Below are 24,120 nucleotides of genomic sequence, written 5' to 3' on the forward strand. Positions count from 1 at the left end.
ACGCGCGATGGGGTTAATCGCCCGGTTTCCGGCCTGCCGCGCGCAAACGCCCGCTGTTCGCGCGTCGCCGGCCGGCCCCGCTCCATGCGGGACACCCATTCTGGACCGGCCGTGGCCGGATACGCAAGCCGCACACCCGGCGCCGGAAAAAGAAAAGGCCCGCCAAAGAGGCGGGCCAATTGCTGCGCTGGTACTACGTTGCTACGTGATACAGGGGATAGATTCGTTGATCCGTTATTCGACGCGCTCGCCGTGCAGGATCACGTCGAGGCCTTCGCGCTCTTCTTCTTCGGTGACGCGCAGGCCCATCACCATGTCGATCACCTTCAGCAGGATGAAGCTCACGACGCCGCTGTAGATCACCGTGGTCAGCACGCCCTTCAGCTGGAGCAGCACGCTGCCGTCCGCGCCGCCGATGTCCTTCACCGCGAACACGCCGGTCAGGATCGCGCCGATGATGCCGCCGATGCCGTGCACGCCGAATGCGTCGAGCGAGTCGTCGTAACCGAGCTTGGTCTTCAGCCACGTGGCCGACCAGAAGCAGACGACGCCCGCGACGATGCCGATCACGATCGCGCCCAGCACGCCGACGAAGCCCGAAGCCGGCGTGATCGCCACCAGACCCGCAACCGCGCCCGATGCGATGCCCAGCACCGACGGCTTGCCCTTCGCGATCCACTCGGCGAACATCCAGCCGAGCGCGGCGCAGGCCGTTGCGATCTGCGTGGTCAGCATCGCGAAGCCGGCACGGCCGTCAGCCGCCACCGCCGAACCCGCGTTGAAGCCGAACCAGCCCACCCACAGCATCGCCGCGCCGGTCAGCGTCAGCACGAGGTTGTGCGGAGCCATCACTTCGCGGCCATAGCCGGAACGCTTGCCGAGCACGAGGCAGCAGACGAGGCCCGCCACACCCGCGTTGATGTGAACGACCGTGCCGCCCGCGAAGTCGAGGATGCCCGCGGTCGCCAGCCAGCCGGTCGGCTCCCACACCATGTGAGCGATCGGCGAGTACACGAGGATCGACCACAGCGACATGAACACGATCATCGCCGAGAACTTCATGCGGTCAGCGAACGCACCGGTGATCAGCGCCGGCGTGATGATCGCGAACGTCATCTGGAACACGAAGTAGACGGACTCGGGGATCGTCGGCGCGAGGTGGCTGACGGTCAGCGTCGTCGCGCTGTCACCCTTGATGTAGTTCATCCCGGCGAGGAACACGCGCGAGAAGCCGCCGATGAACGAATTGCCCGGCGTGAACGCGATGCTGTAGCCGATGACCGTCCAGATCACCGTGACGAGGCAGGTGATCGCGAAGCTCTGCATCACCGTCGCGAGCACGTTCTTCTTGCGGACCATGCCGCCGTAGAACAGCGCGAGGCCCGGGATCGTCATGAACAGCACGAGTGCGACCGAGGTCAGCATCCACGCGGTGTCACCCGAGTTGATCTTCGACGAATCGACCGAGAACGGCGCGGTCGGGGCAGCCGGAGCGGCCGCGGCAGGCGCCGAAGCAGCCGCTGCCGCCGCGGGGGCGGACGCGGCCGGCGCGGCGGCGGCAGCCGACGCATCCGGTGCGGCGCTTGCGGCGGCCGCGGTGTCGGCAGGCGCGGAAGCGGCCGCCGGAGCGGACGCATCGTCCGCCAGCGCGGCGCCGATACCGCCGGCCAGCAGCGAGCCGGCCATCAGCAGGGACATCAAAAGTTTGCGCATCTTTGTTTCCTCTTGTCTCTTTCGTCTGTCACAGGGCATCGGCACCGGTCTCGCCGGTGCGGATACGGATCACTTGTTCGATCGGCGTCACGAAAATCTTGCCGTCGCCGATCTTGCCCGTGCGGGCCGCGCGCTCCAGTGCCTCGATAGCCTGGTCGACGATGTCGTCCGAAACAGCGGCCTCGATCTTCACCTTCGGCAGGAAATCGACCACGTACTCGGCGCCGCGGTACAGCTCCGTGTGACCCTTCTGGCGACCGAAGCCTTTGACCTCGGTCACCGTAATGCCCGAGACGCCGATCGCCGACAAGGCTTCGCGCGCCTCATCGAGCTTGAACGGCTTGATGATTGCGGTAATCAGTTTCATGTAGTCCTCGCTGTGGTTGCGTATTCCCTTGTGTGCGTGGGCAATGGGCGCCGGCTTCGATCCCCCTGCCACCTGCCGGTTCGCCCCGGTCCAGCCGCCAATCGGTGCGCGGGGCAGTATTAGCAGCATCCGTGCCAGTCGGGTCCAGAACACGCAAGGGCGAATTCGAAGACAATGCGGGCCGCCCGCTTGTGCCCGTCGCGCGGGCCCTGGCCGGACGGCCAGCGTCGCGGGCGCGCTGTGGCGTCGCCTGGGGATCGTTGCTACAGTGTCCGCAGGCCTGAAGCCGGAGCGATCCACCCGAGGGCGACGCAACGCGCCGCCCTCGGACGGCGCGCACCAAGCGGGTTCAGCAGCGGACGCGGCGCGCCGCCGACGCACCAACTTCGCTCACCGCGCGAGGCAAGGCACAGGCGAAACGAAACATGCACATATTTTGTGCAACGAAGGGGAATGAAATGAAACAACCGACCGACGTATTCAACGATCTGCAGTCGCGTGTCAGCGAACTGCTGAAAAACTCGCCCGCGCGCGACGTGGAGCGCAACGTGCGCGCGATGCTGTCGCAAGGCTTTTCGAAGCTGGAACTGGTGACGCGCGAGGAGTTCGACGCGCAAACCCAGGTGCTGGTACGCACCCGCGCGCGGCTCGAAGAACTGGAGCGCCGCGTCGCCGAACTCGAACAGAAGCTGCCGGTCGCGACTCCGTCGAACTGACCGCCGCACCGCGCACCGACGGCAAGCGAGCCTCGGCGGACTCTGGCGGAACCCCGTCGAACGTCTCGATGGACCCGTAACGGGGCACCGCCTCACCAGCCCGGCGCACGCCGCGTTCAATGCGCAGCGCGCCGCCGCCCCGGAGAACCATCCCATGTCGCTTGCCGTGGTGCGCAGCCGCGCGCCGGCTGCCGGCCGCGCGCCCGAAGTCACCGTCGAAGTCCACCTCGCCAATGGGTTGCCGTCGTTTTCGATCGTCGGCCTCCCGGATCTCGAAGTCCGCGAAAGCCGCGAGCGCGTGCGCGCCGCGCTGCAGAACTGCGGATTCGACTTTCCCGTTCGCCGTATCACCGTGAATCTCGCGCCGGCCGATTTGCCCAAGGAGTCCGGGCGCTTCGACCTGCCGATCGCGCTCGGCATCCTCGCGGCCAGCGGGCAGATTCCGCCGCCGTCGCTCGCCAATCGCGAGTTCGCCGGCGAGTTGTCGCTGACCGGCGCGGTGCGCCCGATGCGCGGCGCGTTCGCGATGGCGTGCGGCACCGCGCGCGAGCACGCCGGGGGCGGCCGGGACCCCGAACTGTATCTGCCCGCCGAGAACGCGGCCGAGGCTGCGCTGGTGCCGGGCGTCGCGGTGTTCGGCGCGACCGGGCTGCGCGAACTGTGCGCGCACCTTGCCGGCGCGGACGACGCGCGGCTGTCGCCGGTCGTCGCGCCGGCCCCGCTCCCCTCCGCCGCGACGCGGCCGCCGGACATGGCCGATGTGATCGGCCAGCGCGGCGCGCGCCGCGCGCTCGAAGTCGCGGCGGCGGGCGGCCATCATCTATTGATGATCGGGCCGCCGGGCGCCGGCAAGTCGATGCTCGCCGCGCGCCTGCCCGGCCTGCTGCCGCCGATGACCGACGCAGAGGCGCTGTCGTCCGCCGCGCTGCTGTCCGCGAGCGCGATCGGCTTCTCGCCGCAGCAGTGGCGGCAGCGCCCGTTTCGCGCGCCGCACCACTCGTCGAGCGCCGCCGCGCTGGTCGGCGGCCGCAATCCGCCGCAACCCGGCGAAATCACGCTCGCTCACCTCGGCGTGCTGTTCCTCGACGAACTGCCCGAATTCGATCGCCACGTCCTCGAAACGCTGCGCGAGCCGCTCGAAGCCGGCTCGATCACGATCTCGCGCGCCGCGTGGCAAACAGACTTCCCCGCCGCCTGCCAACTGGTCGCCGCGATGAATCCGTGTCCGTGCGGCTGGCGCGGCGACCCGTCCGGCCGCTGCCGCTGCACGCCGGAGGCGGCGGCGCGGTATCTGCGCAAGCTGTCCGGCCCGCTGCTCGACCGCATCGACATCCAGATCGAGATTCCCGCGCTGCCGCCATCCGAACTGGCCGCGCGAACCAGCGCCGGCTGCGAGCCGAGCGCGGCGATCGCGGAGCGCGTGAAGGCGGCGCGCGACCGCCAGATCGCCCGGCAGCGCAAGACCAACCGCGAGCTGACCGGCCGCGAGACCGACGACGTCTGCCGCCTCGACGCCGCCGGCGAAACGCTGCTGCGCGAGGCCGGCGAGCGCTTCGGCTGGTCGGCGCGCGCGCACTACCGGGTGTTGAAGATCGCGCGGACCATAGCCGATCTCGCCAATGCGCCGATGCCGGACGCAAGCCACGTCGCGGAAGCGGTGCAGTACCGCCGCGCGCTCGCCAGCTAGCGATTCGACGCCGCGCTGCGCGACGCTGCCGCAGCCGATCGGCCAAAAAAATCAAAGTCAAGACTTGACTTATTCACATGAAAGCGCATCGACCCTTTCTTCACAGGGTTGGCCCGCTCGCCGACGCGCCCATCAGCAACCCATTGATTCCAAAGAAATTATGAAATTGCCGAGTTCGTGGGCAAATTAACGGGGCGTCCATGCGGCGGGCATTTGCGGCCTGCGACAAGACCTTTTCCACAAAGTTACCCACAGCTCCTGTGGGTAACCCGAAAAGCTGAACGAAATCGGGGAATTAGCGCGACAAGCTGCGAAGGAACTTTCACTGAAAAATACGATCACGTTCGCATTCTTCCGCGCCGCCGCCGTCGTTAGAAAAGTTTGAACGACCCGAAAAACTGATCCACCTGCTCCGGCGGCGGCTCCCGGTCGGCAACGATCGCGACCTGATAGGCGCGCGCGCCCTTCGCGACGAGCCGGACGTGGATCGTCCGCATCTGCCGCTGCGCGCCCGCCGCGCCGGTCATCCGCATCTCGACGCCTTGCACCGCGCCGCCGGATGTCAGCGGCACGTCGACCTCGTGCGCATCGGGTTGCACGCCGACGTTGCGCGCGAGCCCCGCGCGCAGGAACGCGAGCGCCTTCTGCTGCGTGTCGGCCCGCGCGTCCGGCAGGTCGACCGTGCCGACCACGAACACCGCGTCGCCGGCCTCCGCCGTCTGCATCCGCATGCGCACGACCGTGCCGCCGATGTCGATGCTGCGCTCGTCGGCGCCGGGCTTCGCCGGCAGGTCGACCACATAACCGCTGGCGCTGTTCGTCACCACGCGCCAGTCGTAGGTCGGTGAACAGGCGGCAAACGCGGCGGCAAGCGCCAGCGTACCGGCCGCGACGCCGAACGCGCGAACGCCGGCTCGCCGCGCGCCATCGAACGCGCGGCGCAACACGAAAAACCGGGACAACCCGCGAAAGAGAATCGGCATCCTGCGCACGAGTAACGGCGATGAAAGGGAAAATCTGCATTATCCATCCCGGTCTGCCCGCGCGCCGAGGCAGCCGAAGCAGAGCCGCCAGTTTCGGCGCTACAATAGCCGCGCTGCGTTTGTGCGCCAGCCGGCGCCCGAGGCCCCACGATGACCGCTACCCAGACTCCCCCGAACCCGCGCCGCCTGAGCGCGATCCACCGCATCGCGATCGCGGTGATCATCGCCGCGATCGCCGGCGTCGGTTTCTTCGCGTTCCGCGGACAGCAGCGCGTGCCGGACGCAACGTTCACGCTGCTGTCGGGCCAGAAGATCTCGACGTCCGACCTGAAGGGCAAGGTTTATCTGGTGAACTTCTGGGCGACGAGCTGCACGACCTGCATGCACGAGATGCCGCAGATGGTCCAGACCTACAACAAGTTCAAAGGCGACGGGCTGGAGTTCGTCGCGGTCGCGATGAACTACGACGCGCCGATGTACGTGGCCAACTACGCGCAGACGCGTCAACTGCCGTTCAAGGTCGCGATGGACGACGGCTCCGCCGCGCAGAAATTCGGCAACGTGCAACTGACGCCGACCACATTCGTCGTCGATCGCAACGGCAAGATCCTGAAGCGCTACGTCGGCGAGCCGCAGTTCGCGGAACTCGACCAGTTGCTGAAGAAGGCGCTGAACACCTGATTCCCGCATACAGCGACGTCCACATGGGCGGATAGAAAAACGGCGGCGGTTCGAATGAACCGCCGCCGTTTTTGTTTTCACCCGCAGCACGGTGGCGCTGCGGTCGGGCCGCACGTCACACTCCGCGCTCGCCATCCCCGCGCACCACCAGCCCATAACGCCGGATCTTCTCGTACAGCGTCGCTTTCGCCAGCTGAAGCCGGTCCGCCGCCAGCGCGACCGCGCCGCCCGCGTCCTGCAACGCATCGGCGATCAGCGCGCGCTCGAACTGCTCGACGCGCTCGCGCAGCGAACGCTGCGCGTCGCCGTCACCGCCGCTGCCTGCCGGCGCGCCGGGCGCGTCGTCCGGAATGCCGAGCACATAGCGGTCGGCCGCGTTGCGCAGTTCGCGCACATTGCCCGGCCAGTCGCGCTGCGCGAGGCTCATCCGCTCGCGCTCGGTCAACAGCGGCGCCGGTCGCTGATAGCGCACCGCCGCGTCGAGCAGGAAATGCTCAAACAGCGGCACGATGTCCTCGCGCCGCTCCGCGAGCGACGGCAGCGTGATCGTCACGACGTTGAGCCGGTACAGCAGGTCGCTCCGGAACGTGCCCGCCGCGACGTGATCGCTCATGTCGCCCTTCGCCGCCGCGACCACGCGGCAATCGACGCGCACCGGCTGGTTCGACCCCAGCCGCTCCAGCACGCCCTCCTGCAAAACGCGCAGCAGCTTCACCTGCAGCGCGAGCGGCATGCTCTCGATCTCGTCGAGAAACAGCGTGCCGCCCGACGCGTGCTCCAGCCGGCCGATCCGCCGCTTCGCCGCGCCGGTGAACGCGCCCGGCTCGTAGCCGAACATCTCCGATTCGAACATCTGCTCCGGCAGCGCGCCGCAGTTCACCGCGACAAACGGCTTGTCCCGCCGCGGCGACAGCTCGTGCAGGCTGCGCGCGACCAGTTCCTTGCCGGCGCCCGTATCGCCGTTGATCAGCACGGACGCGTCGGTCGGCGCGATGTTCGCGATCAGCCGCCGGATCTGCTCGATCGCCGGACTGCGGCCGATGATCCGCGGCGCGACCGGATTCTGCCCGGCCAGCTCGCGCCGCAGCGCGAGGTTTTCCAGCACCAGCGTGCGCCGCTCCAGCGCGCGCCGCACGGTCTCGGTCAGCCGTTCGGTCGCGAACGGCTTCTCGATGAAGTCGTACGCGCCGTCGCGCATCGCCTGCACCGCCATCGAGATGTCGCCGTGTCCGGTCACGAGGATCACCGGCACGTCCGGCGCATGCTCGCGGCACTGCGCGAGCAGGTCGAGACCGCTCGCGCCCGGCAGCCGGATGTCGCTGACGATCACGCCCGCGAACTCCGCGCCGATCGCCGGCTGCGCCGCCTCGGCCGACGCGAAGCCGGTCGCGTGAAAGCCCGCGAGTTGCAGACTTTGCACGCCCGCGCGACGCACCAGTTCGTCATCCTCGACGTACAGCACCTCTGAGCCTTTCTGATTCACCATGGTCGTTCGCGATCCTGATTCATGCGTCGGCCGCGGACGTCCGCGGCACGACGACCTGCACGCGCCGCAGCGTCAGCACGAAACACGCGCCGCCGCCAGGCTCGTTGCGCGCGGCGAGCGAGCCGCCGCAGTCGCGCGCGATCGACGACGAAATCGCGAGCCCCAGCCCGAGTCCCTGGCCGACTTCCTTCGTCGTGAAGAACGGCTCGAAGAGACGCGGCAGCACGTCGTCCGGAATGCCGGGGCCGTTGTCGCGCACGCTGATCGCGAGCGTCGCGTCGCCCGCCTCGACGTCGATCGACAGGGCCGGCGAAGGCACCGCCGCGATCGCGTCGAGCGCATTGCCGATCACGTTGATCAGCACCTGTTCGAGCCGCAGGTCGTCGCACTGCGCGACCAGTTCCGGATAGTCGAGATGCGGGTCGAACGGCGTGCGCGACGGCGGCTCGACGCTGCCGTTGACGAGCGCCAGTTCGACCCGCACGCCGTCGAGCCGCTTGCCGAGCAGCCCGAGCGTGTTGCGCAGCGCGCGGCCGATCAGCGCGCGCGCGTTCTTCGGCCGCGCGCGTCCGACGAACAGCTTCAACTGGTTCGTGATCTTGCCCATCCGCTCGGTCAGCGAGCCGATCGCTTCGAGGTTCTCGCGCGCCGCGTCGTGCTCGCCGCGGTCGAGCAGCACGCGCGTGTTGTCGGAGAAACTGCGCAGCGCGGCGAGCGGCTGGTTCAGCTCGTGCGTGATGCCGGCCGCCATCTGGCCGAGCGCCGCGAGCTTGCTCGCCTGGATCAGTTCGTCGTGGGCGGCGCGCAACTCCTGCTCCGCGCGGGTGCGCTCCGCGACCTCGCGATGCAGTTGTTCGTTCGCCTGCGACAGATCCGCGGTGCGCTCCGCGACGCGCTCGTTCAGCAGCCCATACGCCTTCTGCAGCATCTCGCGGCTGCGCATCACCTCGCGCACGCGCGCGCGCCGCATCCGCCAGTAGAAACCGAGCAGGCACAGCGACAGATACGCGAACGCGGTCATGATCGCGGCGCTGCGCGCGTCGTCGTCGACCGGCGCGACCGGCGACATCGTGACCAGTTGCCAGTCCGGCTCGCCGATCGAGCGGCGCGTCTCGATGAAACGCGGCGCGCCGATCCCGGTGCCGACGCGCACGATATCCGCGCCGTCCGCCAGCACGCTTTCGACGCTGAGCGGCAGCGGCGCGAGGTCCTGCCGCGCGTACTGCTGCGTCTGCTCGATCGAGTCGGCGATCGTGCCGGTCAGCGGCCGCACGGTGTGGTACTTCCACGAAGGCACCGACGACAGGAAGATCACGCCGTGATCGTCGGTGACGAAAAGCGGCTCGGTCGCATCCGAGCCCGGAAACCATTCGAGATTGAGCTTCACGACCGCGACGCCGACGATCCGCTCGTCGAGCCGCACCGGCTGCGAAATGTAGTAACCCGGATCGTGCGAGATCGTGCCGATCCCGAAGAAGCGACCGACGCCGCCGCCGATCGCGTCGATGAAGTACGGCCGGAAGCGGTATTCGACGCCGATGAAACTGTCCGGCCCGCGCCAGTTGCTGGCCGCGACGCACAGCCCGTCCTCGCGGATGATGTAGGTCGCGGTCGCGCGCGCGTGGTGGTTCACGTCTTCGAGGTAGCGGTTCGCCTGATCGACGAGATCCGGGTGCTGCTTCACCAGCACGTTCTGGATGAGCGGATGCCGGCTGATCAGGTAAGGCAGCGACTCGTAGCGTTCGAGCGTGCTCTTGAGCGCCGCCGTCATCCGGTCGCCGCGCACGGCCGCGTTGCGGCGCAGCGTGTCGATGCCGGTGCGCCACGTGATGGTCCACGTCAGCGCGCAGACCGCGACGAGCCCGACGGCGAGCACGAAGATGATGAGCAGGCGGCGCGTCACGGCGGCGGTTCCAGACGATCTGACGAGGGGTTATTGTGTCATACCGGCGACGGCGGCCGCCCGCTCCCGCGCCGCGCGCCGCCGGTCGCCAGGGTTACGCGCCCGCGCCTTCCTTCACGTCGACGCCGCCCTTCAGCGCCGACTCCAGCTTCGAGCGGTCGAGTTCCTTCTCCCACGCGGACACGACGACCGTCGCGACGCCATTGCCGACGATGTTCGTCAGCGCGCGGCATTCGCTCATGAAGCGGTCGATACCGAGGATCAGCACCATGCCCGACAGCGGAATCGTCGGCACGACCGCGAGCGTCGCCGCGAGCGTGATGAAGCCCGCGCCGGTCACGCCGCTCGCGCCCTTCGACGTCAGCATCGTGACCGCGAGCAGCGTCAACTGCTGCGTCAGCGTCAGGTCGGTGTTGGTCGCCTGCGCGATGAACAGCACCGCCATCGTCATGTAGATGTTCGTGCCGTCGAGGTTGAACGAATAGCCGGTCGGCACGACGAGGCCGACGACCGAGCGCGAGCAGCCGAGCTTTTCGAGCTTCTGCATCAGTTGCGGCAGCGCGGCTTCGGACGAACTCGTGCCGAGCACGATCAGCATCTCTTCCTTGATGTAGCCGACGAAGCGGAAGATGTTGAAGCCGACGAAGCGCGCGATCGTGCCGAGCACGATCACGACGAACAGGAACGCGGTCAGATAGAACGTGCCGATCAGCTTCAGCAGCGGCACCAGCGAGCCGACGCCGTACTTGCCGATCGTGAACGCCATCGCGCCGAACGCGCCGAGCGGCGCGAGCTTCGTGATGATCTTCACGATTCCGAACAGCACGCCGGACACGCCTTCGATGAAGTCGGTGACGACGCGGCCGCGTTCGCCGAGCGTCGCGAGCACCGAGCCGAACAGCAGCGCGACGAGCAGGATCTGCAGGATTTCGCCCTGCGCGAACGCCGACGAGATCGTGTCCGGGATGATGTGCATCAGGAACTCGACCGTGCTCTGGCCGTGCGCCTTCGCCGCATACGACGCGACGGCCTTGCCGTCGAGCGACGCGACGTCGACGTTGAAGCCGGCGCCCGGTCGCAGGATGTGCGTCGCGAACAGGCCGATCACGAGCGCGAACGTCGACACGATCTCGAAGTACAGCAGCGCCTTGCCGCCGACGCGCCCGACCTTCTTCATGTCCTGCATCCCGGCGATGCCGGTGACGACGGTACAGAAGATGATCGGCCCGATCACCATCTTGATGAGCTTGATGAAGCCGTCGCCGAGCGGCTTCATGTCGATTGCGAGTGCCGGCGAGTAGTGGCCGAGGAGGACGCCGACGACGATCGCCACGATCACCTGGACGTACAGCACTTTGTGGATAGGTTTCTTCACGGTCTTTCCTGCGTGTGAAAGTGAGCCAGTGGCCGGCAACGGGCGCGCGGCCGACGCACGGTCGGGCCAGCGCGCGCCTGCGGCGCCGGCCGCAAGTGCGAGGGAATCAGCAGTACCAGGGAGAGAATTCGGGCATCGGCTGTCTCCTTGCTTTAGTTGTCCGGCCATGGCTGGCCGTGCGCGTAAAAGGCAAGGTTGATGCCAGCCGAATAGATCGGCTTAGCCGTTGATCGGTAAGGAGTTTTTATCTCTGAATCATGGCGGCGGTCCGGATTTCCGGAATCGCCGCCGGATCGCGTCTGGAATCCCGGATTTAAGGATCGGATGGCGAGGCTGTGATGCTGCGAAGCGCCGCGCGGCGGTGTCGCGTGCCTGACGGCAGGGGGGTTGGGCAGGCAAATAAAAAGGCCCGCGGTGAGCGGGCCTTCGTTCCTGCAGCGGAGCAGGTATAGCGAGCGCGCTCAGACCACGCCCGCGCCGTGCGCCTGCAAATCGGCGTGATAGCTCGAACGCACCATCGCGCCGACGGCCGCGTGCGTGAAGCCCATCTTGTACGCCTCTTCCTCGTACATCCTGAACGTGTCCGGATGCACGTACGCGCGCACCGGCAGGTGGTGCTCGGACGGCTGCAGGTACTGGCCGATCGTCAGCATGTCGACGTCGTGCGCGCGCAGGTCGCGCATCACCTGAAGAATCTCTTCCTCGGTTTCGCCGAGACCGACCATCAGGCCGGACTTCGTCGCGACGTCCGGATGCTGCGCCTTGAAGTCCTTCAGCAGCTTCAGCGAGTGCGCGTAGTCCGAGCCGGGGCGCGCTTCCTTGTAGAGACGCGGCACGGTTTCGAGATTGTGGTTCATCACGTCGGGCGGCGCGGCGTTCAGGATGCCGATCGCGCGGTCCAGACGGCCGCGGAAGTCCGGCGTCAGGATTTCGATGCGCGTTTCCGGCGACAGCTCGCGCACCTGGCGGATGCACTCGACGAAGTGGCCCGCGCCGCCATCACGCAGATCGTCGCGGTCGACGCTCGTGATCACCACGTACTTCAGCTTCAGCGCGGCGATCGTGCGCGCGAGGTTGCCCGGCTCTTCCGGATCGAGCGGATCGGGGCGGCCGTGGCCGACGTCGCAGAACGGGCAGCGGCGCGTGCACTTGTCGCCCATGATCATGAACGTTGCGGTGCCCTTGCCGAAGCATTCGCCAATGTTCGGGCAGCTCGCTTCCTCGCACACCGTATGCAGGTTGTGCTCGCGCAGGATGTTCTTGATCTCGTAGAAACGCGAACTGCCGGTGGCCGCCTTCACGCGGATCCACTCGGGCTTCTTCAGTTTCTCGATCGGGACGATCTTGATCGGGATGCGCGCCGTCTTGGCCTGCGCCTTCTGTTTCGCGGTGGCGTCGTACGGAACGGCGTCGGTGGCGGGAGTGCCGGCGAGATTCGCGGCGGGGTTCGCGGTTACGTCAGTCATTCGTTCGATCCAGTCAGGCGGCCGATGCGGCGCTGGCCTGCGGTTGGTGCGGTTGCGCGAGCGTTGCCGCACGGGCGGCTTCGAGATTCGCGTCGAGATTGGCGATCAGGCGCGCGGCGAGCGTCGCGGCCACGTCGCGCCAGCCGGCGGCGACGCCGAGCGTCGCCATGTCGACCGTTTCGAGCCCCGCGTAGCCGCACGGGTTGATCGCGAGAAACGGCTTCAGGTCCATCGCCACGTTCAGGCTCACGCCGTGATAGCTACAGCCATTGCGGATCTTCAGCCCGAGCGCCGCGACCTTCGCGCCCGCGTGGGCGGCGGGCGTTTCGCCTGCACCGCGCGACACGTAGATGCCGGGCGCGCCAGCCTTGCGCTCGCCGGCGAGATTATACGCTGCCAGCGTTTCGATCACGGCCTGCTCGATCAGCGTGACCAGTTCGCGGACCATCAGCCGGCGCCGCCGCAGGTCGAGCAGCAGATACGCGACGACCTGGCCGGGACCGTGATAGGTGATCTGTCCGCCGCGGTCGATCTGCACGAGCGGGATGCCGCTGTTCGCGACGAGCAGATGCTCGGGCTTGCCGGCCTGGCCGAGCGTGAACACCGGCGGATGCTCGACGAGCCACAGTTCGTCCGGCGTGTCGGCGGTGCGGGCGGCGGTGAATTCGCGCATCGCGTCGAAGCTCGCCTGGTACGCTTCGCTGCCGCGCCAGCGCACGACGACCGGCACGGATGCGGGCGCGACGGCAGGCGCTTCGGGAGACGGAACGGCCTGTGTGGCCGGCGACGCGGATCCCGGCGTGACGGGATCGGAAAGAATCGGCGGGGATGAAACCGGGGTGGCGCACATGATTCCGCCAGTTTACCGAAATCGGACCGAAGCCGCCGGGCGCCGGACGCGCCGGCAACAGACCGCCGCCGGCGCCGATCCGGCGAAACGCCCTGCGCAGCGCGCCGTCACACCGTTCGCCAGCCGTCCCCGGCGTGAAGCCCGAAGCGCGCGGCGGCGCGCGCGAACCAGTCGAACGCGCGCTCGCCGGCGTGCGCCGGCATCTCGAACGCGACCCGCGCCGCTTCGTGTTCCGTGCCGATCCACAACCGCTCGCCGCGCCTCAGCCGCAGCGTGTGGCCCGGTTCGAGCCAGTAATCGGCGACGTCGTCGCTGCGCGTCACCCACACGAGCCCATCGCGCACGACCAGCCGCGTGCTGCGCGCGACGCGCACCGACGCGACGTCGCCGCCAGCTAGCTCGAATGTGATATCCGAAGAAATTTCTCTCATTTCCGACTCCTGACTGCCTGCCACCAATGGCTACAATCGTAGGCGGAGCAAGGGATCGGACCAAACGATCTATTTTCACGGTCTTGTGAGAAAAATTACGATGGATCTTCGCCAGTTGCCGGCGCTGAATGCGCTGAAGGCGTTCGAAGCCGCCGCCCGACACGAGAGTTTTTCGCGCGCCGCCGACGAACTGTTCGTCACGCACGGCGCGGTCAGCCACCAGATCCGCGCGCTCGAAGCGGAGCTCGGCGTCGCGCTGTTCGCGCGCGACGGCAAGCGCGTGCGCCTCACCGATACCGGCCGCCGCTACGCGGGCCACGTGCGCGATGCGCTGACGCTGCTCGCGCGCGCGACCGCCGAAATCCGCTCGGGCGACCGCGAACGGCGGCTCGTCGTGTCGATGCTGACCTCGTTCGCCGCGCGCTGGGTGACGCCGCGGATCGGCCGCTTCATCGAGGCGCACCCGGAATGGGACCTCGAACTGCAATCGACGAACGCGCTGACCGACTTCGTGCGCGACGACGTCGACGCGGCGATCCGCTTCGGCTACGGCCACTATCCGGGGCTGCACGCGGAACTGCTGCTCGACGAGATTTTTTTCCCCGCGTGCGCGCCGCACTTCAACGGCGGCAAGTTGCCGAAAACGCCGCACGAGATGGTGCAACTGCCGCTGCTGCGCTCGGACGACGAACTGTGGCGTCCATGGTTCGACGCGGCCGGCCTCGAAGACCTGCCCGAACCGAAGCGCGGCGTGCTGTATCAGGACTCGTCGAACCTGCTGCAAGCCGCGATGGACGGCCAGGGCATCGCGCTCGTGCGGCGCTCGCTCGCGATGCACGAGATCGCGTCCGGCCGGCTCGTGCGGCTTTTCAAGGACATCGACGGACCGAGCCCGTGGCGCTACTACTTCATCTGCCCGCCGCAGTTGCTGCAGACCGGGCGCGTGAAGGCGTTCCGCGACTGGGTGTTCGACGAGGTCGCGCGCTTCAGGCAGCTTTACGACACCGCGTGCGAAGCGGGACCGCAGGCCGCGGCCGACGCGATGCGCGCGGCCGGGAAATAGGGGAAATGGCGTGAAAAACGGTGAGCAGACCGCGAAACGCGGCCTGCTCAGCCGCGCTTACAGCACGACCTTGACCATCGGATGGCCGGTCAGCGCGCGGTAGATGTCGTCGAGATGCGTGCGGCTCGTCGCGCGCACCGTCACCGTGAGACCGATGTAATTGCCGCCGCTCGACGGCCGCGTCTCGACGCTTTCCGCGTCGAAACCGCTGTCGAACGTGCGGATCACCGTGACGATCGTGTCCTGGAACTCCGGATGCGCCTTTCCCATCACCTTGATCGGGAAATCGCACGGATACTCGATCAGCGATTCGTTCTGCACATTCTGCTCGTTCTGCGACATGCCGCTCATGGCTTCACCTCCTGCGTGGCTGCGACTTCATTCGTTTCGCGCGCCTTCGCGCGCTGGTACGCGGCGTACAGCGCCGCATGCACCGGTCCCGGCTTGCCGCTGCCGACCGGGCGGCCGTCCAGTTCGGACACCGCCAGCACTTCCTTCGTCGCCGAGCTGATCAGCAGTTCGTCGGCCGCGCGCAGCGCCGCCTCGTCGATCTCGCGCGCTTCGAAGCGGATGCCGCATTCGCGCGCCAGTTCCTCGATCAGCCCGTAGCGGATCCCTTCGAGAATCCGGTTGCTGCGCGGCGGCGCGTACAGCACGCCGTCCTTCACCACCCACACGTTCGACGACGCACCTTCGGTCACGAAGCCGTCGCGCAACTGGATCGTCTCCGTCGCGCCGTGCTCGACCGCGTATTGCGCCATCAGCACGTTGCCGAGCAGCGACACCGACTTGATGTCGCAATGCAGCCAGCGGCGATCCTCCGCGCTCACGCAGCGCACGCCGTTCGCGCGCTGCGCGTCGGTCGGCGGCTTCAGCGGCGTGACCATCACGAACACGGTCGGCCGGACGCCGGCCGGGAACGCATGGCCGCGCTTTGCGACGCCGCGCGTCACCTGGATGTAGACGATCGCGGGTTCGTCGCGCGAAATCGCGCCCGCGCGTTCGTTCGCGTCGATCACCCGCGCGATCAGTTCGCGCCAGCCGGCCTCGTCGAACGGATGGCCGATCGACACCTTGTCGAGCGAACGCGCGAGCCGCGCGAGGTGCTGCGCGATCCGGAACGGCACGCGCAGCGGCTCGCTCGCGCCGTCCGGCGCGAGCGCATACACGGGCACCACTTCGTACACGCCGTCGCCGAAGATGAAACCGCGGTCGAGCACCGGAATGCGCGCGTCGGCCAGCGGCGTCAACTCGCCGTTCAGCCAGACGATCGCGTCCGGCGCCGGGTCGGACGTCAGCGGGTCCGACGTCAGCGGCGATGCGGTCATTTCTTGTTGAACATCAGCATCACCGAATCCCACAGGCGGCCGACGATGCCCGCCTGCGCAACCGGCTGCAGCGCGACGACCGGGAACTGCGCGAGCACCTTGCCGTCCGCGCCGACGAACTTCGCGGAACCGACCGTCTGGCCGTTCGCGATCGGCGCGATCAGCGGCGTGGTCAGTTCGATCTGCGGCTTCGCCTTGTCGGCGGCGCCCTTCGGCAGCGTCACGTACTGGTCCGTCTTCACGCCGACCTTCACCGAATCCTCCGCGCCCTTGAACACGCGCGGCGTCGCGACCGTCTGGTTCGCCTGATAGATGCGCGTCGTGTCGTACGCGCTATAGCCGTAGTTCAGCATCTTCAGGCTGTCCTGCACGCGGTCGTGCTCCTTCTGCTCGCCCATCATCACCGACACGAGCCGGCGCGTCGCGCCGTTCACGCCCGGCAGCGAACGCTTCGCGGTCGCGATCAGGCAGTAGCCGGCCGCCTGCGTGTGGCCGGTCTTCAGGCCGTCGACGGTCGGGTCGATCCACAGCAGCCGGTTGCGGTTCGGCTGCTTGATGTTGTTGTACGTGAACTCCTTCACCGAGAAGATGCTGTAGTAGTCGGGGAAGTCGCGGATCAGCTGCGTGGACAGCCGCGCGAGGTCGCCCGCCGTCGTGTAGTGCTGCGGATCGGGCATCCCGTTCACGTCGGCGAAGTGCGTGTGCGCCATGCCGAGCTTCTGCGCCTCGGCATTCATCATCGTGACGAAGTTCGACTCGCTGCCGCCGACCAGTTCGGCGAGCGCGATCGCCGCGTCGTTGCCCGACTGGATAATCATCCCGTAGACGAGGTCGTGCACGCTGACCGGCTTGTTCGCCTCGATGAACATCCGCGACTCGTCGTTCTTCACGCGGCGCACCGCTTCGCTCGGCGTGACGACCTGGTCCATCGTGATCTTCTTCGACTGCAACGCCTCGAACACGAGGTACGCGGTCATCAGCTTCGTCAGCGATGCGGGCTCGACGCGCTCGTCCGCGTTGCCGGATGCGAGCACCTGGTTCGCGGTCGCGTCGACCAGCACCCACGAGCGCGCGTTCACCGCGGGGGGCGGCACCTGCGCGAACGCGGCGGTCGACGCGAAGAGCGTCGCGGACAACGCGACGCCTGCGGTGACGGTACGGACAATCGGGTGAGGGACGAAAGATTCGGAGGACGGAAAGCCGGAGGAGAGAAAACGCATAGGTTCAGTTCGGGCAGGATTGGGCGCGCCATGCGGCGCGCGTTCTGGAAAGCCGGAAAGAGCGGGACGCCGGGCTGCGCGAGCCGGCGTCGCGACGCGCGGGCCGCGTGGCGGCGCGCATCCGACACCGCGCGTCGGCCGGCACGCGAACGGCGCCCGTTGGACCGGCGGCGGCGCGGCGGGTTCGCTTCGCGCGGCAACAGTCTGGACGACGACGCGTGCCGCAAACTTCACGGCGCAGCGCCCACAAAAAGAGCGCCCATTATACGCGCGGCATCCGCGCGTTTTTCCGCGGGTGTTGCGTTTGCGCGGACCTGTCGCGCACTTTTCGCGTTTTCGGCGGGCTTGCGGCAAGCGTGGCGACGGCGCGGGGCGCGCACGAAGCGCGCCGGATGACGAATGCCTTACTTCAGACGAAAGCAGGGAAAAGCGGATGCGTCAGCGCCACGCTTCAACGATGATCCGCTTCAGCACGTGCAGCTTCCGGTGCAGGAAGTGCTCGGCTCCGGGGATCACGACGACCGGCAGTTCCTGCGGCCGCGCCCATTCGAACACGGAAAGGATCGGCACCGTGTCGTCGAGTTCGCCGTGGATCACGAGCGTGCTGTCCGGCACCGGCGCGACTTCCCAGCGGCTCGCGGCGGTGCCGACGAAGACCATCCGCTCGATCGCGCCGCCGGCCTCGACATGGCGCTTCGCGACGTGCGACAGCACGAAGGTGCCGAACGAGAAGCCCGCGAGCACGAGCGGCTGGTCCGCGTGACCCGGTTGCGCGCGCATGTAGTCGAGCAGCGCGAGCAGGTCGTCCTGTTCGCCGATCCCGTTGTCGTGCTCGCCTTCGGTCGCGCCGACGCCGCGGAAGTTCGAGCGGTACGTCGTGTAGCCGAGCTGGACGAAGGTGCGCGCGAGCGTCTGCGCGACCTTGTTGTCCATCGTGCCGCCGAACAGCGGGTGCGGATGCGCAACGAGCGCGATGCCGCGCACCGGCGTGCCGGCGTCGGGCCGGTCGAGCGCGCATTCGATCTTGCCGAGCGGGCCGTCGATCAGGAATTTCTGCGTTTGTGCGTTCATCGTGCGGGCCGCCTCACCGGTCGATCTTCAGTCGCTCGACGACCTTGCCGTTCGCGAGATGCGACACGACGATCTCCTCGACGTCGGCCTCGTCGACGTACGTGTACCACGTGCCCTCCGGATACACGACGACGACCGGCCCTTCCTCGCAGCGGTCGAGACAGCCGGCCTTGTTGATGCGCACCTTGCCCGGCCCGGCGAGGCCGAGCTGCTTCACGCGCTTCTTCGCGTACTCCTGCATCGCCTGCGCGTTGCAGTTCGCGCAGCTCGGGCGGTCCGCGCCGGGATCGCGCTGGTTCAGGCAGAAGAACACGTGATGCTGATAGAACGATGTCATGGTGTGGAGAACCTGGACTGAAGCCGGGACGGCGCGGCGGACGAAGCGGCGGCGCGCCGGCGACCCGTGGGATGTGGTCGGTCGATTATAGCGAGGCCGCGCAGCCGACGCCGGAGCCGCCGGGGCTTGAGCGACCCGGCTCCCCGCCCACTCCGGCCAGACTTCGCCCGCTCACCGCGACGCGGCGCGCCGGTCGAGCCACGCGCGCTCCAGCGAGAACGCGCACCAGACGAGCGCCGCATACGGCCAGATCCACGCGAGCCAGCGCGCGAGTCCATTGAAATGCAGATAACGCCCCTGCCGCCAGTCCGCGAGCACGACGTCGAAGTATGGATTCACCGGCAGCAGGTTCACGAGCACGAGCGACGCGACGAGCGCGGCGACGGCCGCCGCCGCGCGGAACGCGCGCGGCAGCCGCAGCGAAACGAGCGCCGCGACCACGCCACAGCCGATGCCCGCGAGCGCGCCCGGCGTCGCCCAGTCGAACACGAGGCCGCCTTGCGATTGCAGGAACGTCGCGCCGACCTTCACGACGAGCGTCGTCGCGACCAGCAGCAGCACGAGCCGCGCGCGCGGCGCGCGTGGACGCATCGGCAGCGACGCGAGCGCCGCGGCCGCGAACAGGTTCAGCGCGGTCACGAGCGCCTCCCAGCCGCTGTCCGGCAACCGCGCGGCGAGCGCGGCCGGCCACGCGCGCAGGTGCCATGCGGCCGGCGTCCACGCGAGCACCGCGTCCTGCATCGACGGATCGAATTTCTGCCACGCGACGACCGGCCAGTCGCCCATCCCGAACAGGCGCGGCGCGGGGAACATCGTCGCGAACGGCCACAGTGCCGCGAGCCCGACCGCCGCCGCCGCGTCGCGCTCGAACCAGCGGAACCGCAGCCGCCGCAGCCAGCCGCGGTCGAGCAGCGCGCCGGTCGCCGGCGCGGCCAGCACCGCACCGAGCAGCGCACCCAGCGCGTTCGACGCGAGATCGAGGTTCGACGCGACGCGCGTCGGCAGATACGTCTGCACCGCCTCCATCAGCGCGGACAGCAGCGCGCCGCCCGCGAAGCCGGCCGCGACCGCGAGCGCACCGCGCCAGCGCGGCCACACCGCGAGCACGACGAGCGCGCCGAACGGCATGTAGCCGAGCACGTTCGTCACGACGTCGAACGCGGTCAGGTATTGCGGGAAAGGATCGGACAGATACGCGAGCGGCCCGAGGCCGAGCGAGCGCCAGCCGCGAAACGGATACCACGATCCGTAGACGATCAGCGCGGCGTAGACCGCGAGCGCCTGGCGCGCCAGCACCGACGGCCGGTTGCGCCACAACGCGCCCGGCTCGCCGCCGTCGTGCGCGGGTCCGGGCTGCGGAGGCGTGGGGGCCGGATCGCGCCAGTTCATCGTCGCGGCCTGGGTTGCATGAAAGCGGGTCGGGGCGCCGCCCCGGTCACGGGGTGCCGGCGAACGCCTGCACGCTCAGCCACGCGGCGATCTGGCCGACCAGTTCGTCGCTCGCGGCCGCGAGCGCGCGCGCGCCGCCGGACGCGTCCGGCGTGCTCGCCGGCGCGCGCGACACGAACGTGCGCTGGCCGATCACCTTGCCGTCCTGGATCAGCGTCGCGCGCGCGGACAGCACGCCCGAGCTTTCGGTCGCGCTGTCGAACACCTGCTCGAACTGGTCGAGGTCGATCTTCAGCATCGGCGCGGGCACCGAGTCCGCGCCGGTCAGCACGGTCGCGTGCGACGACAGCGTGGTGCGCAGCCGCTGCGTGAGGAGCCGCGCGGGCGACATCGTCCAGCGGCTGTTCGCATAACGCGCGCTGCGCTGCGACGCGTAGCCGAGGCGGTACACGAAACCGTCGTTGTCGAGCGGCGGCGGCGCGCTCACGTCGAGCACCTTCAGCGGCGGCAGCGCGCCGGACGCCGGCGCGGCGGCGACCGGGCCGAGATCGTAGCGGACGTCGGACAACGCAGCCGGGTTGCCCGCGCAGGCCGCGAGCATCGAACCGGCGACGAGCGCCGCGAGCGCGGAGCGGCAAAGGTGAGAAATCGGGCGTGACATGACGGTTCCTTCTTGATTCTGGTTCAGGCATTGCACGCGGTGGGCGCGCCGCGAGACGCGCGCCGGGCGGGCCGACGGTGTTCGGATCGACGGCGCTCGCACAAGTTCGCCCAAAATGATGCAGTGCGCAAAATGACGGGAGGCGGAGCTGACGAAGCGGCTTGCGGGGCGGTGCATGAACCGGCTCACGAACCGTTTCACAAGCGAACTCGCGCCCCCGCGCAGGAACCGCCTCACCGGCCGCCCGCCGCCGGCCACGCGAAGCCCGGCTCGCCCGGCCCCGGCGCCGGCTGCGGCGCGCCGCCGAACAGCACGCTGCGCGGGCTGCGGCTGAACGTGCCGGCCGCGCTGTCCACCGAGCGCATCGCGGCGCGCACGTCCTCGGTCAGCGAGTCGACGCGCGGCAGCGTGTCGTAGCCGATCCGCGCGGACAGATCGCGGATCGAGCCGTTCATCGACGCGAGCGCGTCGCCGGCCTGCTGCGCGGCGGTGCCGGCCTTGTTCAGGTTCGTGATGAACGGGCCGTCCGGCCGGTTCACGTTCGCGATCAGCTGATTCGTCGAGTCGAGCGAGCGTTGCAGCGACGCGACCGCGCCGGGCAACTGCTTCGCGGTCGGCCCGAGCTGCTGCGTGAGCGTGCTCACGCCGTCGGCCGCCTGTTGCAGGCTCGTGACGGTCGCCATCATCTGCTGGCGGTTGTCGGTGGACAGCAGCGCATCGACGTCGTCGGCAATCTTGTCGAGCCGGCGCAGCAGCGCGTCGCCGCGCTGCTGCAACTGGTCGAGCAAGCCCGGATGCATCGGGATCTGCGCGACCTGCGAGTCCGACGACTTGAGCGGCGACAGGTCCACGCCCGTGTCGTCGAGCTGCACGAACGCGACGCCGGTCACGCCTTGCAGGCCGAGCGTGCCGAACGTCGAGCGCGTGATCGGCGCCTGCTCGTCCACCAGCACGCGAATCCGGATCAGCCCCGGCCGCTTCGGATCGAACGCGACGGACTGCACGCGGCCGACGTCGAGCCCGCGAAAACGGACCGCCGCGCCGCCATAGAGCCCCGTCACGTTGCTGCGCGCGATCAGATCATACGGCACGTGCACGGTCCGATCGGCGCTGAAAAAAAACACCGTCAGCGCGATCGCGCAGGTGAGGCTGATCGTGAACAGCCCGGCCCAGAACGCATGCGATTTGTTTTCCATCGTCAAAGTCCCTCGTTGCGCGCGCGGTACGGCGCGCGGCTTGCGAGCGCGCGGCGCGCGCACGCGTTGTGCGGCAGCGGCGTGCGGTCCGTCATCGCGTAATGCCGACCGAAGCCGGTTCCAGCGCCGCCGGCGGCAGCTTCGCGCGGCGCGCGGGCGGCAGCGCCTGCAGCGCGCGCCGGCCGCGCATGCCGAGAAAATATTCGCGGATGAACGGGTCGTCGACGCCCGCGGCCTCCTCGACCGGCGCGGCGACCAGCACCTTGCGGTCGGCGATCACCGCGACGCGCGTCGACAGCGCGACCATCGCGTCGAGGTCGTGGGTGACCAGCACGACCGTCAGCCCGAGCGCGCGATGCAGCGTGCTGATCAGCTCGACGACTTCGTCCGACGAGCGCGGGTCGAGGCCGGCCGTCGGCTCGTCGAGGAACAGCAGTTCCGGCTCCAGCACGATCGCGCGCGCGAGCCCGACGCGCTTGATCATCCCGCCCGACAGCGCGGCCGGCATCTTCGACGCGTGCTTGCACGGCAGCCCGACCATTTCGAGCTTCAGCATCACGATGTCGCGCAGCAGATCCTCCGGCACCTTGCCGAGTTCGCGCACCGGCTGGGCGATGTTGTCGAACACCGACAGCGACGAGAACAGCGCGCCGTGCTGGAACAGCATCCCGGTACGGCTGCGCATCAGCCGCGCGTTTTCCTCGTCGATCGCCGTCAGATCCTGGCCGAACAGCCGCACCGTGCCGGACGTCGGCTTTTCGAGGCCGAGGATCTGGCGCACGAGCGTCGTCTTGCCCGAACCGGAGCCGCCGACGATCGTGACGATCTCGCCGCGGCGCACTTCGAAATCCAGATGCTGGTGAACGATGTTGCGGCCGTAGCGCTTGGTCAGGTTGCGCACCTCGATCACCGGCTCGCCGATCGACGGCAGCGGCAGATCGCGCACGGCCTCCTTGAGCGGCGTGTTCATCCGATCCCCACGTTCTGGAACAGGATCGCAAACACCGCGTCCGCGAGAATCACGATCGTAATCGACGTGACGACGGACGTGGTCGTCCCCTCGCCCAGGCTCTGCGAGTTCGCCTTGATGCGGAAGCCGAAGTGGCAGCCGACGATCGCGATCAGCATCCCGAACGCGACGCCCTTGCCGAGCCCGATCCACAGGTTGGCGATCGGCACCGCGCCCGGCAGCGAGCGGAAGAAATACGACACGTCGATGCCGAGCACCGCTTTTGCCGCGACGGCGCCGCCGAACAGCGCGATCGCGTTGGTCCAGATCACGAGCAGCGGCATCGCGACGCCGAGCGCGATCACGCGCGGCATGATGAGGCGCAGCCCGTGCGGAATGCCCATCACGCGCATGGCGTCGAGTTCCTCGGTCACGCGCATCACGCCGATCTGCGCGGTGATCGCGGAGCCGGAACGCCCGGCGACGAGGATCGCCGACAGCACCGGCCCCAGTTCGCGGATCACCGCGATGCCGAGGATGTTCACGATGAACTGGTCGGCGCCGAAGAGCCGCAACTGCTGCGCGGACAGGTACGACAGCACGACGCCGATCAGGAACGCGACGAGCGCGGTGATCGGCAGCGCGCGCGCGCCGGCGTTGTAAACGTTTGCAGAGATCTCGACCCACGGCATCAGCTTCGGCTTGCGCGCGACGAGCAGCAGGTCGAGCACCACGCGGCCGAGCATCGTGACGCCGCCGTACAGGTGGTCGAAGAACGCGAACAGCGTGAAGCCGAGCTGCGTGACCGGGTCGATCCGCACGATCTTTTCGGGCGCCTCGCGCACCGAGTCGAGCAGCGAGATGCGATTGAAGATGTCGCGCTGCGTGTCGGTCAGCGCGACGAGGTCGGGCGGCAGCTTGTGGCCCCATACGCGCCACAGCGCCTGCCCGCCGACGTGGTCCATCTTCTCGATGCCCGACAGGTCCCACTGCCGGACCCGCTCGCCGACGAGCGAGCGCAGCCGCCGCACGGCGCTGCCCCGCTCGCGGTCGCGCGCGAGCGCGAGCGCGGTCCACTGGCCGGAGAGCCGGACGGTCGTTCCGTTGGAGCCGGCCGCTATTTCGAGGCCGGGCGGCGTCTCTTGTGTCAAGGGAGGGCGGTCTGGCGGGATGGAGTCAGCAGCCATTGTAGCGAACGCGCCCCGTTTCGCGAGGCCCGTGCGCACGATTGTCCGGTGCTGCGTTCGC

At 68.5% G+C, this 24,120-nt stretch carries 23 protein-coding genes; 4 read left to right on the forward strand and 19 right to left on the reverse strand.

Translation table 11 applies throughout. From position 1 onward, the window contains the following. Window positions 1–234: 234 nt before the first annotated feature. Both BLV92_RS16130 and BLV92_RS16135 read right to left on the reverse strand, forming a co-directional pair. A complete protein-coding gene (locus BLV92_RS16130; RefSeq protein ID WP_090546547.1) occupies window positions 235–1,713 on the reverse strand; it encodes an ammonium transporter in 1,479 nt (492 codons plus the stop codon). Between the two features lie 28 nt (window positions 1,714–1,741). After that, complete coding sequence (locus BLV92_RS16135) at window positions 1,742–2,080, reverse strand: P-II family nitrogen regulator (protein WP_006048089.1); 339 nt, start codon at window positions 2,078–2,080, stop codon at window positions 1,742–1,744. A 458-nt stretch (window positions 2,081–2,538) separates the two neighbouring features. Here BLV92_RS16135 and BLV92_RS16140 point away from each other — a divergent pair, with 458 nt between their 5' ends. Together BLV92_RS16140 and BLV92_RS16145 are read left to right on the forward strand one after the other, a co-directional pair. Then, on the forward strand, window positions 2,539–2,796 hold the full coding sequence (locus tag BLV92_RS16140; RefSeq protein WP_090546549.1) for an accessory factor UbiK family protein: 258 nt from the start codon (window positions 2,539–2,541) through the stop codon (window positions 2,794–2,796). A gap of 154 nt (window positions 2,797–2,950) precedes the next feature. Then, window positions 2,951–4,483, forward strand: a complete 1,533-nt coding sequence (locus BLV92_RS16145) for a YifB family Mg chelatase-like AAA ATPase (protein WP_090546551.1) — start codon at window positions 2,951–2,953, stop codon at window positions 4,481–4,483. A gap of 371 nt (window positions 4,484–4,854) precedes the next feature. Here BLV92_RS16145 and BLV92_RS16150 read toward each other — a convergent pair whose 3' ends face one another. Beyond that, a complete protein-coding gene (locus tag BLV92_RS16150) occupies window positions 4,855–5,466 on the reverse strand; it encodes a hypothetical protein (protein ID WP_244283805.1) in 612 nt (203 codons plus the stop codon). Between the two features lie 150 nt (window positions 5,467–5,616). On the opposite strand from BLV92_RS16150, the gene BLV92_RS16155 reads away from it, so the two are divergent. Further along, window positions 5,617–6,147 (forward strand): TlpA disulfide reductase family protein, encoded by a 531-nt coding sequence (locus tag BLV92_RS16155; protein WP_090546554.1) that lies wholly within the window; start codon window positions 5,617–5,619, stop codon window positions 6,145–6,147. 115 nt (window positions 6,148–6,262) lie between these two features. On the opposite strand, the gene BLV92_RS16160 is transcribed toward BLV92_RS16155, so the two are convergent. From BLV92_RS16160 to BLV92_RS16185, 6 genes are all read right to left on the reverse strand, one after another. Then, window positions 6,263–7,633 (reverse strand): sigma-54-dependent transcriptional regulator, encoded by a 1,371-nt coding sequence (locus BLV92_RS16160; protein ID WP_090546556.1) that lies wholly within the window; start codon window positions 7,631–7,633, stop codon window positions 6,263–6,265. Window positions 7,634–7,652: 19 nt separating this feature from the next. After that, complete coding sequence (locus BLV92_RS16165) at window positions 7,653–9,536, reverse strand: sensor histidine kinase (RefSeq protein ID WP_090546557.1); 1,884 nt, start codon at window positions 9,534–9,536, stop codon at window positions 7,653–7,655. Window positions 9,537–9,630: 94 nt separating this feature from the next. Beyond that, on the reverse strand, window positions 9,631–10,911 hold the full coding sequence (locus BLV92_RS16170) for a dicarboxylate/amino acid:cation symporter (RefSeq protein WP_090546559.1): 1,281 nt from the start codon (window positions 10,909–10,911) through the stop codon (window positions 9,631–9,633). A gap of 461 nt (window positions 10,912–11,372) precedes the next feature. Then, window positions 11,373–12,377: a lipoyl synthase gene (gene lipA, locus BLV92_RS16175; RefSeq protein WP_090546561.1), complete on the reverse strand. Its 1,005-nt coding sequence runs from the start codon at window positions 12,375–12,377 to the stop codon at window positions 11,373–11,375. 13 nt (window positions 12,378–12,390) lie between these two features. Next, window positions 12,391–13,227: a lipoyl(octanoyl) transferase LipB gene (gene lipB / locus BLV92_RS16180; RefSeq protein ID WP_090546562.1), complete on the reverse strand. Its 837-nt coding sequence runs from the start codon at window positions 13,225–13,227 to the stop codon at window positions 12,391–12,393. 107 nt (window positions 13,228–13,334) lie between these two features. Beyond that, window positions 13,335–13,658 carry a DUF2917 domain-containing protein gene (locus BLV92_RS16185; protein WP_090546564.1) on the reverse strand — a complete coding sequence of 108 codons (324 nt, stop codon included), beginning with the start codon at window positions 13,656–13,658 and terminating at the stop codon, window positions 13,335–13,337. A 100-nt stretch (window positions 13,659–13,758) separates the two neighbouring features. Between BLV92_RS16185 and BLV92_RS16190 the strand changes: the two genes are divergently transcribed. After that, window positions 13,759–14,721 (forward strand): transcriptional regulator GcvA, encoded by a 963-nt coding sequence (locus tag BLV92_RS16190; RefSeq protein ID WP_090546566.1) that lies wholly within the window; start codon window positions 13,759–13,761, stop codon window positions 14,719–14,721. 57 nt (window positions 14,722–14,778) lie between these two features. Here BLV92_RS16190 and BLV92_RS16195 read toward each other — a convergent pair whose 3' ends face one another. The 10 genes from BLV92_RS16195 to BLV92_RS16240 all read right to left on the reverse strand — a co-directional run bounded on the left by BLV92_RS16195 (window position 14,779) and on the right by BLV92_RS16240 (window position 24,023). Then, entirely contained in the window at window positions 14,779–15,063 is a 285-nt protein-coding gene (locus BLV92_RS16195) for a DUF493 family protein (protein WP_090547142.1), read from the reverse strand. A 5-nt stretch (window positions 15,064–15,068) separates the two neighbouring features. Then, window positions 15,069–16,049, reverse strand: coding sequence for a D-amino acid aminotransferase (locus BLV92_RS16200; protein WP_090546568.1), 981 nt, complete (start codon window positions 16,047–16,049; stop codon window positions 15,069–15,071). Then, complete coding sequence (locus BLV92_RS16205; RefSeq protein ID WP_090546570.1) at window positions 16,046–17,269, reverse strand: D-alanyl-D-alanine carboxypeptidase family protein; 1,224 nt, start codon at window positions 17,267–17,269, stop codon at window positions 16,046–16,048. The genes BLV92_RS16200 and BLV92_RS16205 overlap by 4 nt, the downstream gene beginning before the upstream one ends. Before the next feature lie 438 nt (window positions 17,270–17,707). After that, window positions 17,708–18,340: an alpha/beta hydrolase gene (locus BLV92_RS16210; RefSeq protein ID WP_090546572.1), complete on the reverse strand. Its 633-nt coding sequence runs from the start codon at window positions 18,338–18,340 to the stop codon at window positions 17,708–17,710. A gap of 13 nt (window positions 18,341–18,353) precedes the next feature. Continuing rightward, on the reverse strand, window positions 18,354–18,677 hold the full coding sequence (locus BLV92_RS16215) for a (2Fe-2S) ferredoxin domain-containing protein (protein ID WP_090546573.1): 324 nt from the start codon (window positions 18,675–18,677) through the stop codon (window positions 18,354–18,356). Window positions 18,678–18,848: 171 nt separating this feature from the next. Then, window positions 18,849–20,066, reverse strand: coding sequence for a VanZ family protein (locus BLV92_RS16220; RefSeq protein WP_090546574.1), 1,218 nt, complete (start codon window positions 20,064–20,066; stop codon window positions 18,849–18,851). Window positions 20,067–20,112: 46 nt separating this feature from the next. Further along, the gene (locus BLV92_RS16225) at window positions 20,113–20,727 is read right to left on the reverse strand and encodes an ABC-type transport auxiliary lipoprotein family protein (RefSeq protein ID WP_090546576.1); all 615 of its coding nucleotides are present in this window, start codon (window positions 20,725–20,727) and stop codon (window positions 20,113–20,115) included. A 233-nt stretch (window positions 20,728–20,960) separates the two neighbouring features. Next, complete coding sequence (locus tag BLV92_RS16230) at window positions 20,961–21,923, reverse strand: MlaD family protein (RefSeq protein ID WP_090546578.1); 963 nt, start codon at window positions 21,921–21,923, stop codon at window positions 20,961–20,963. 91 nt (window positions 21,924–22,014) lie between these two features. After that, window positions 22,015–22,893 (reverse strand): ABC transporter ATP-binding protein, encoded by an 879-nt coding sequence (locus tag BLV92_RS16235; protein ID WP_090546580.1) that lies wholly within the window; start codon window positions 22,891–22,893, stop codon window positions 22,015–22,017. Next, entirely contained in the window at window positions 22,890–24,023 is a 1,134-nt protein-coding gene (locus tag BLV92_RS16240; protein ID WP_090546582.1) for an MlaE family ABC transporter permease, read from the reverse strand. The genes BLV92_RS16235 and BLV92_RS16240 overlap by 4 nt, the downstream gene beginning before the upstream one ends. Between the last annotated feature and the right edge of the window lie 97 nt (window positions 24,024–24,120).

It is taken from the genome of Paraburkholderia caballeronis (assembly GCF_900104845.1).
Taxonomy (GTDB): domain Bacteria; phylum Pseudomonadota; class Gammaproteobacteria; order Burkholderiales; family Burkholderiaceae; genus Paraburkholderia; species Paraburkholderia caballeronis.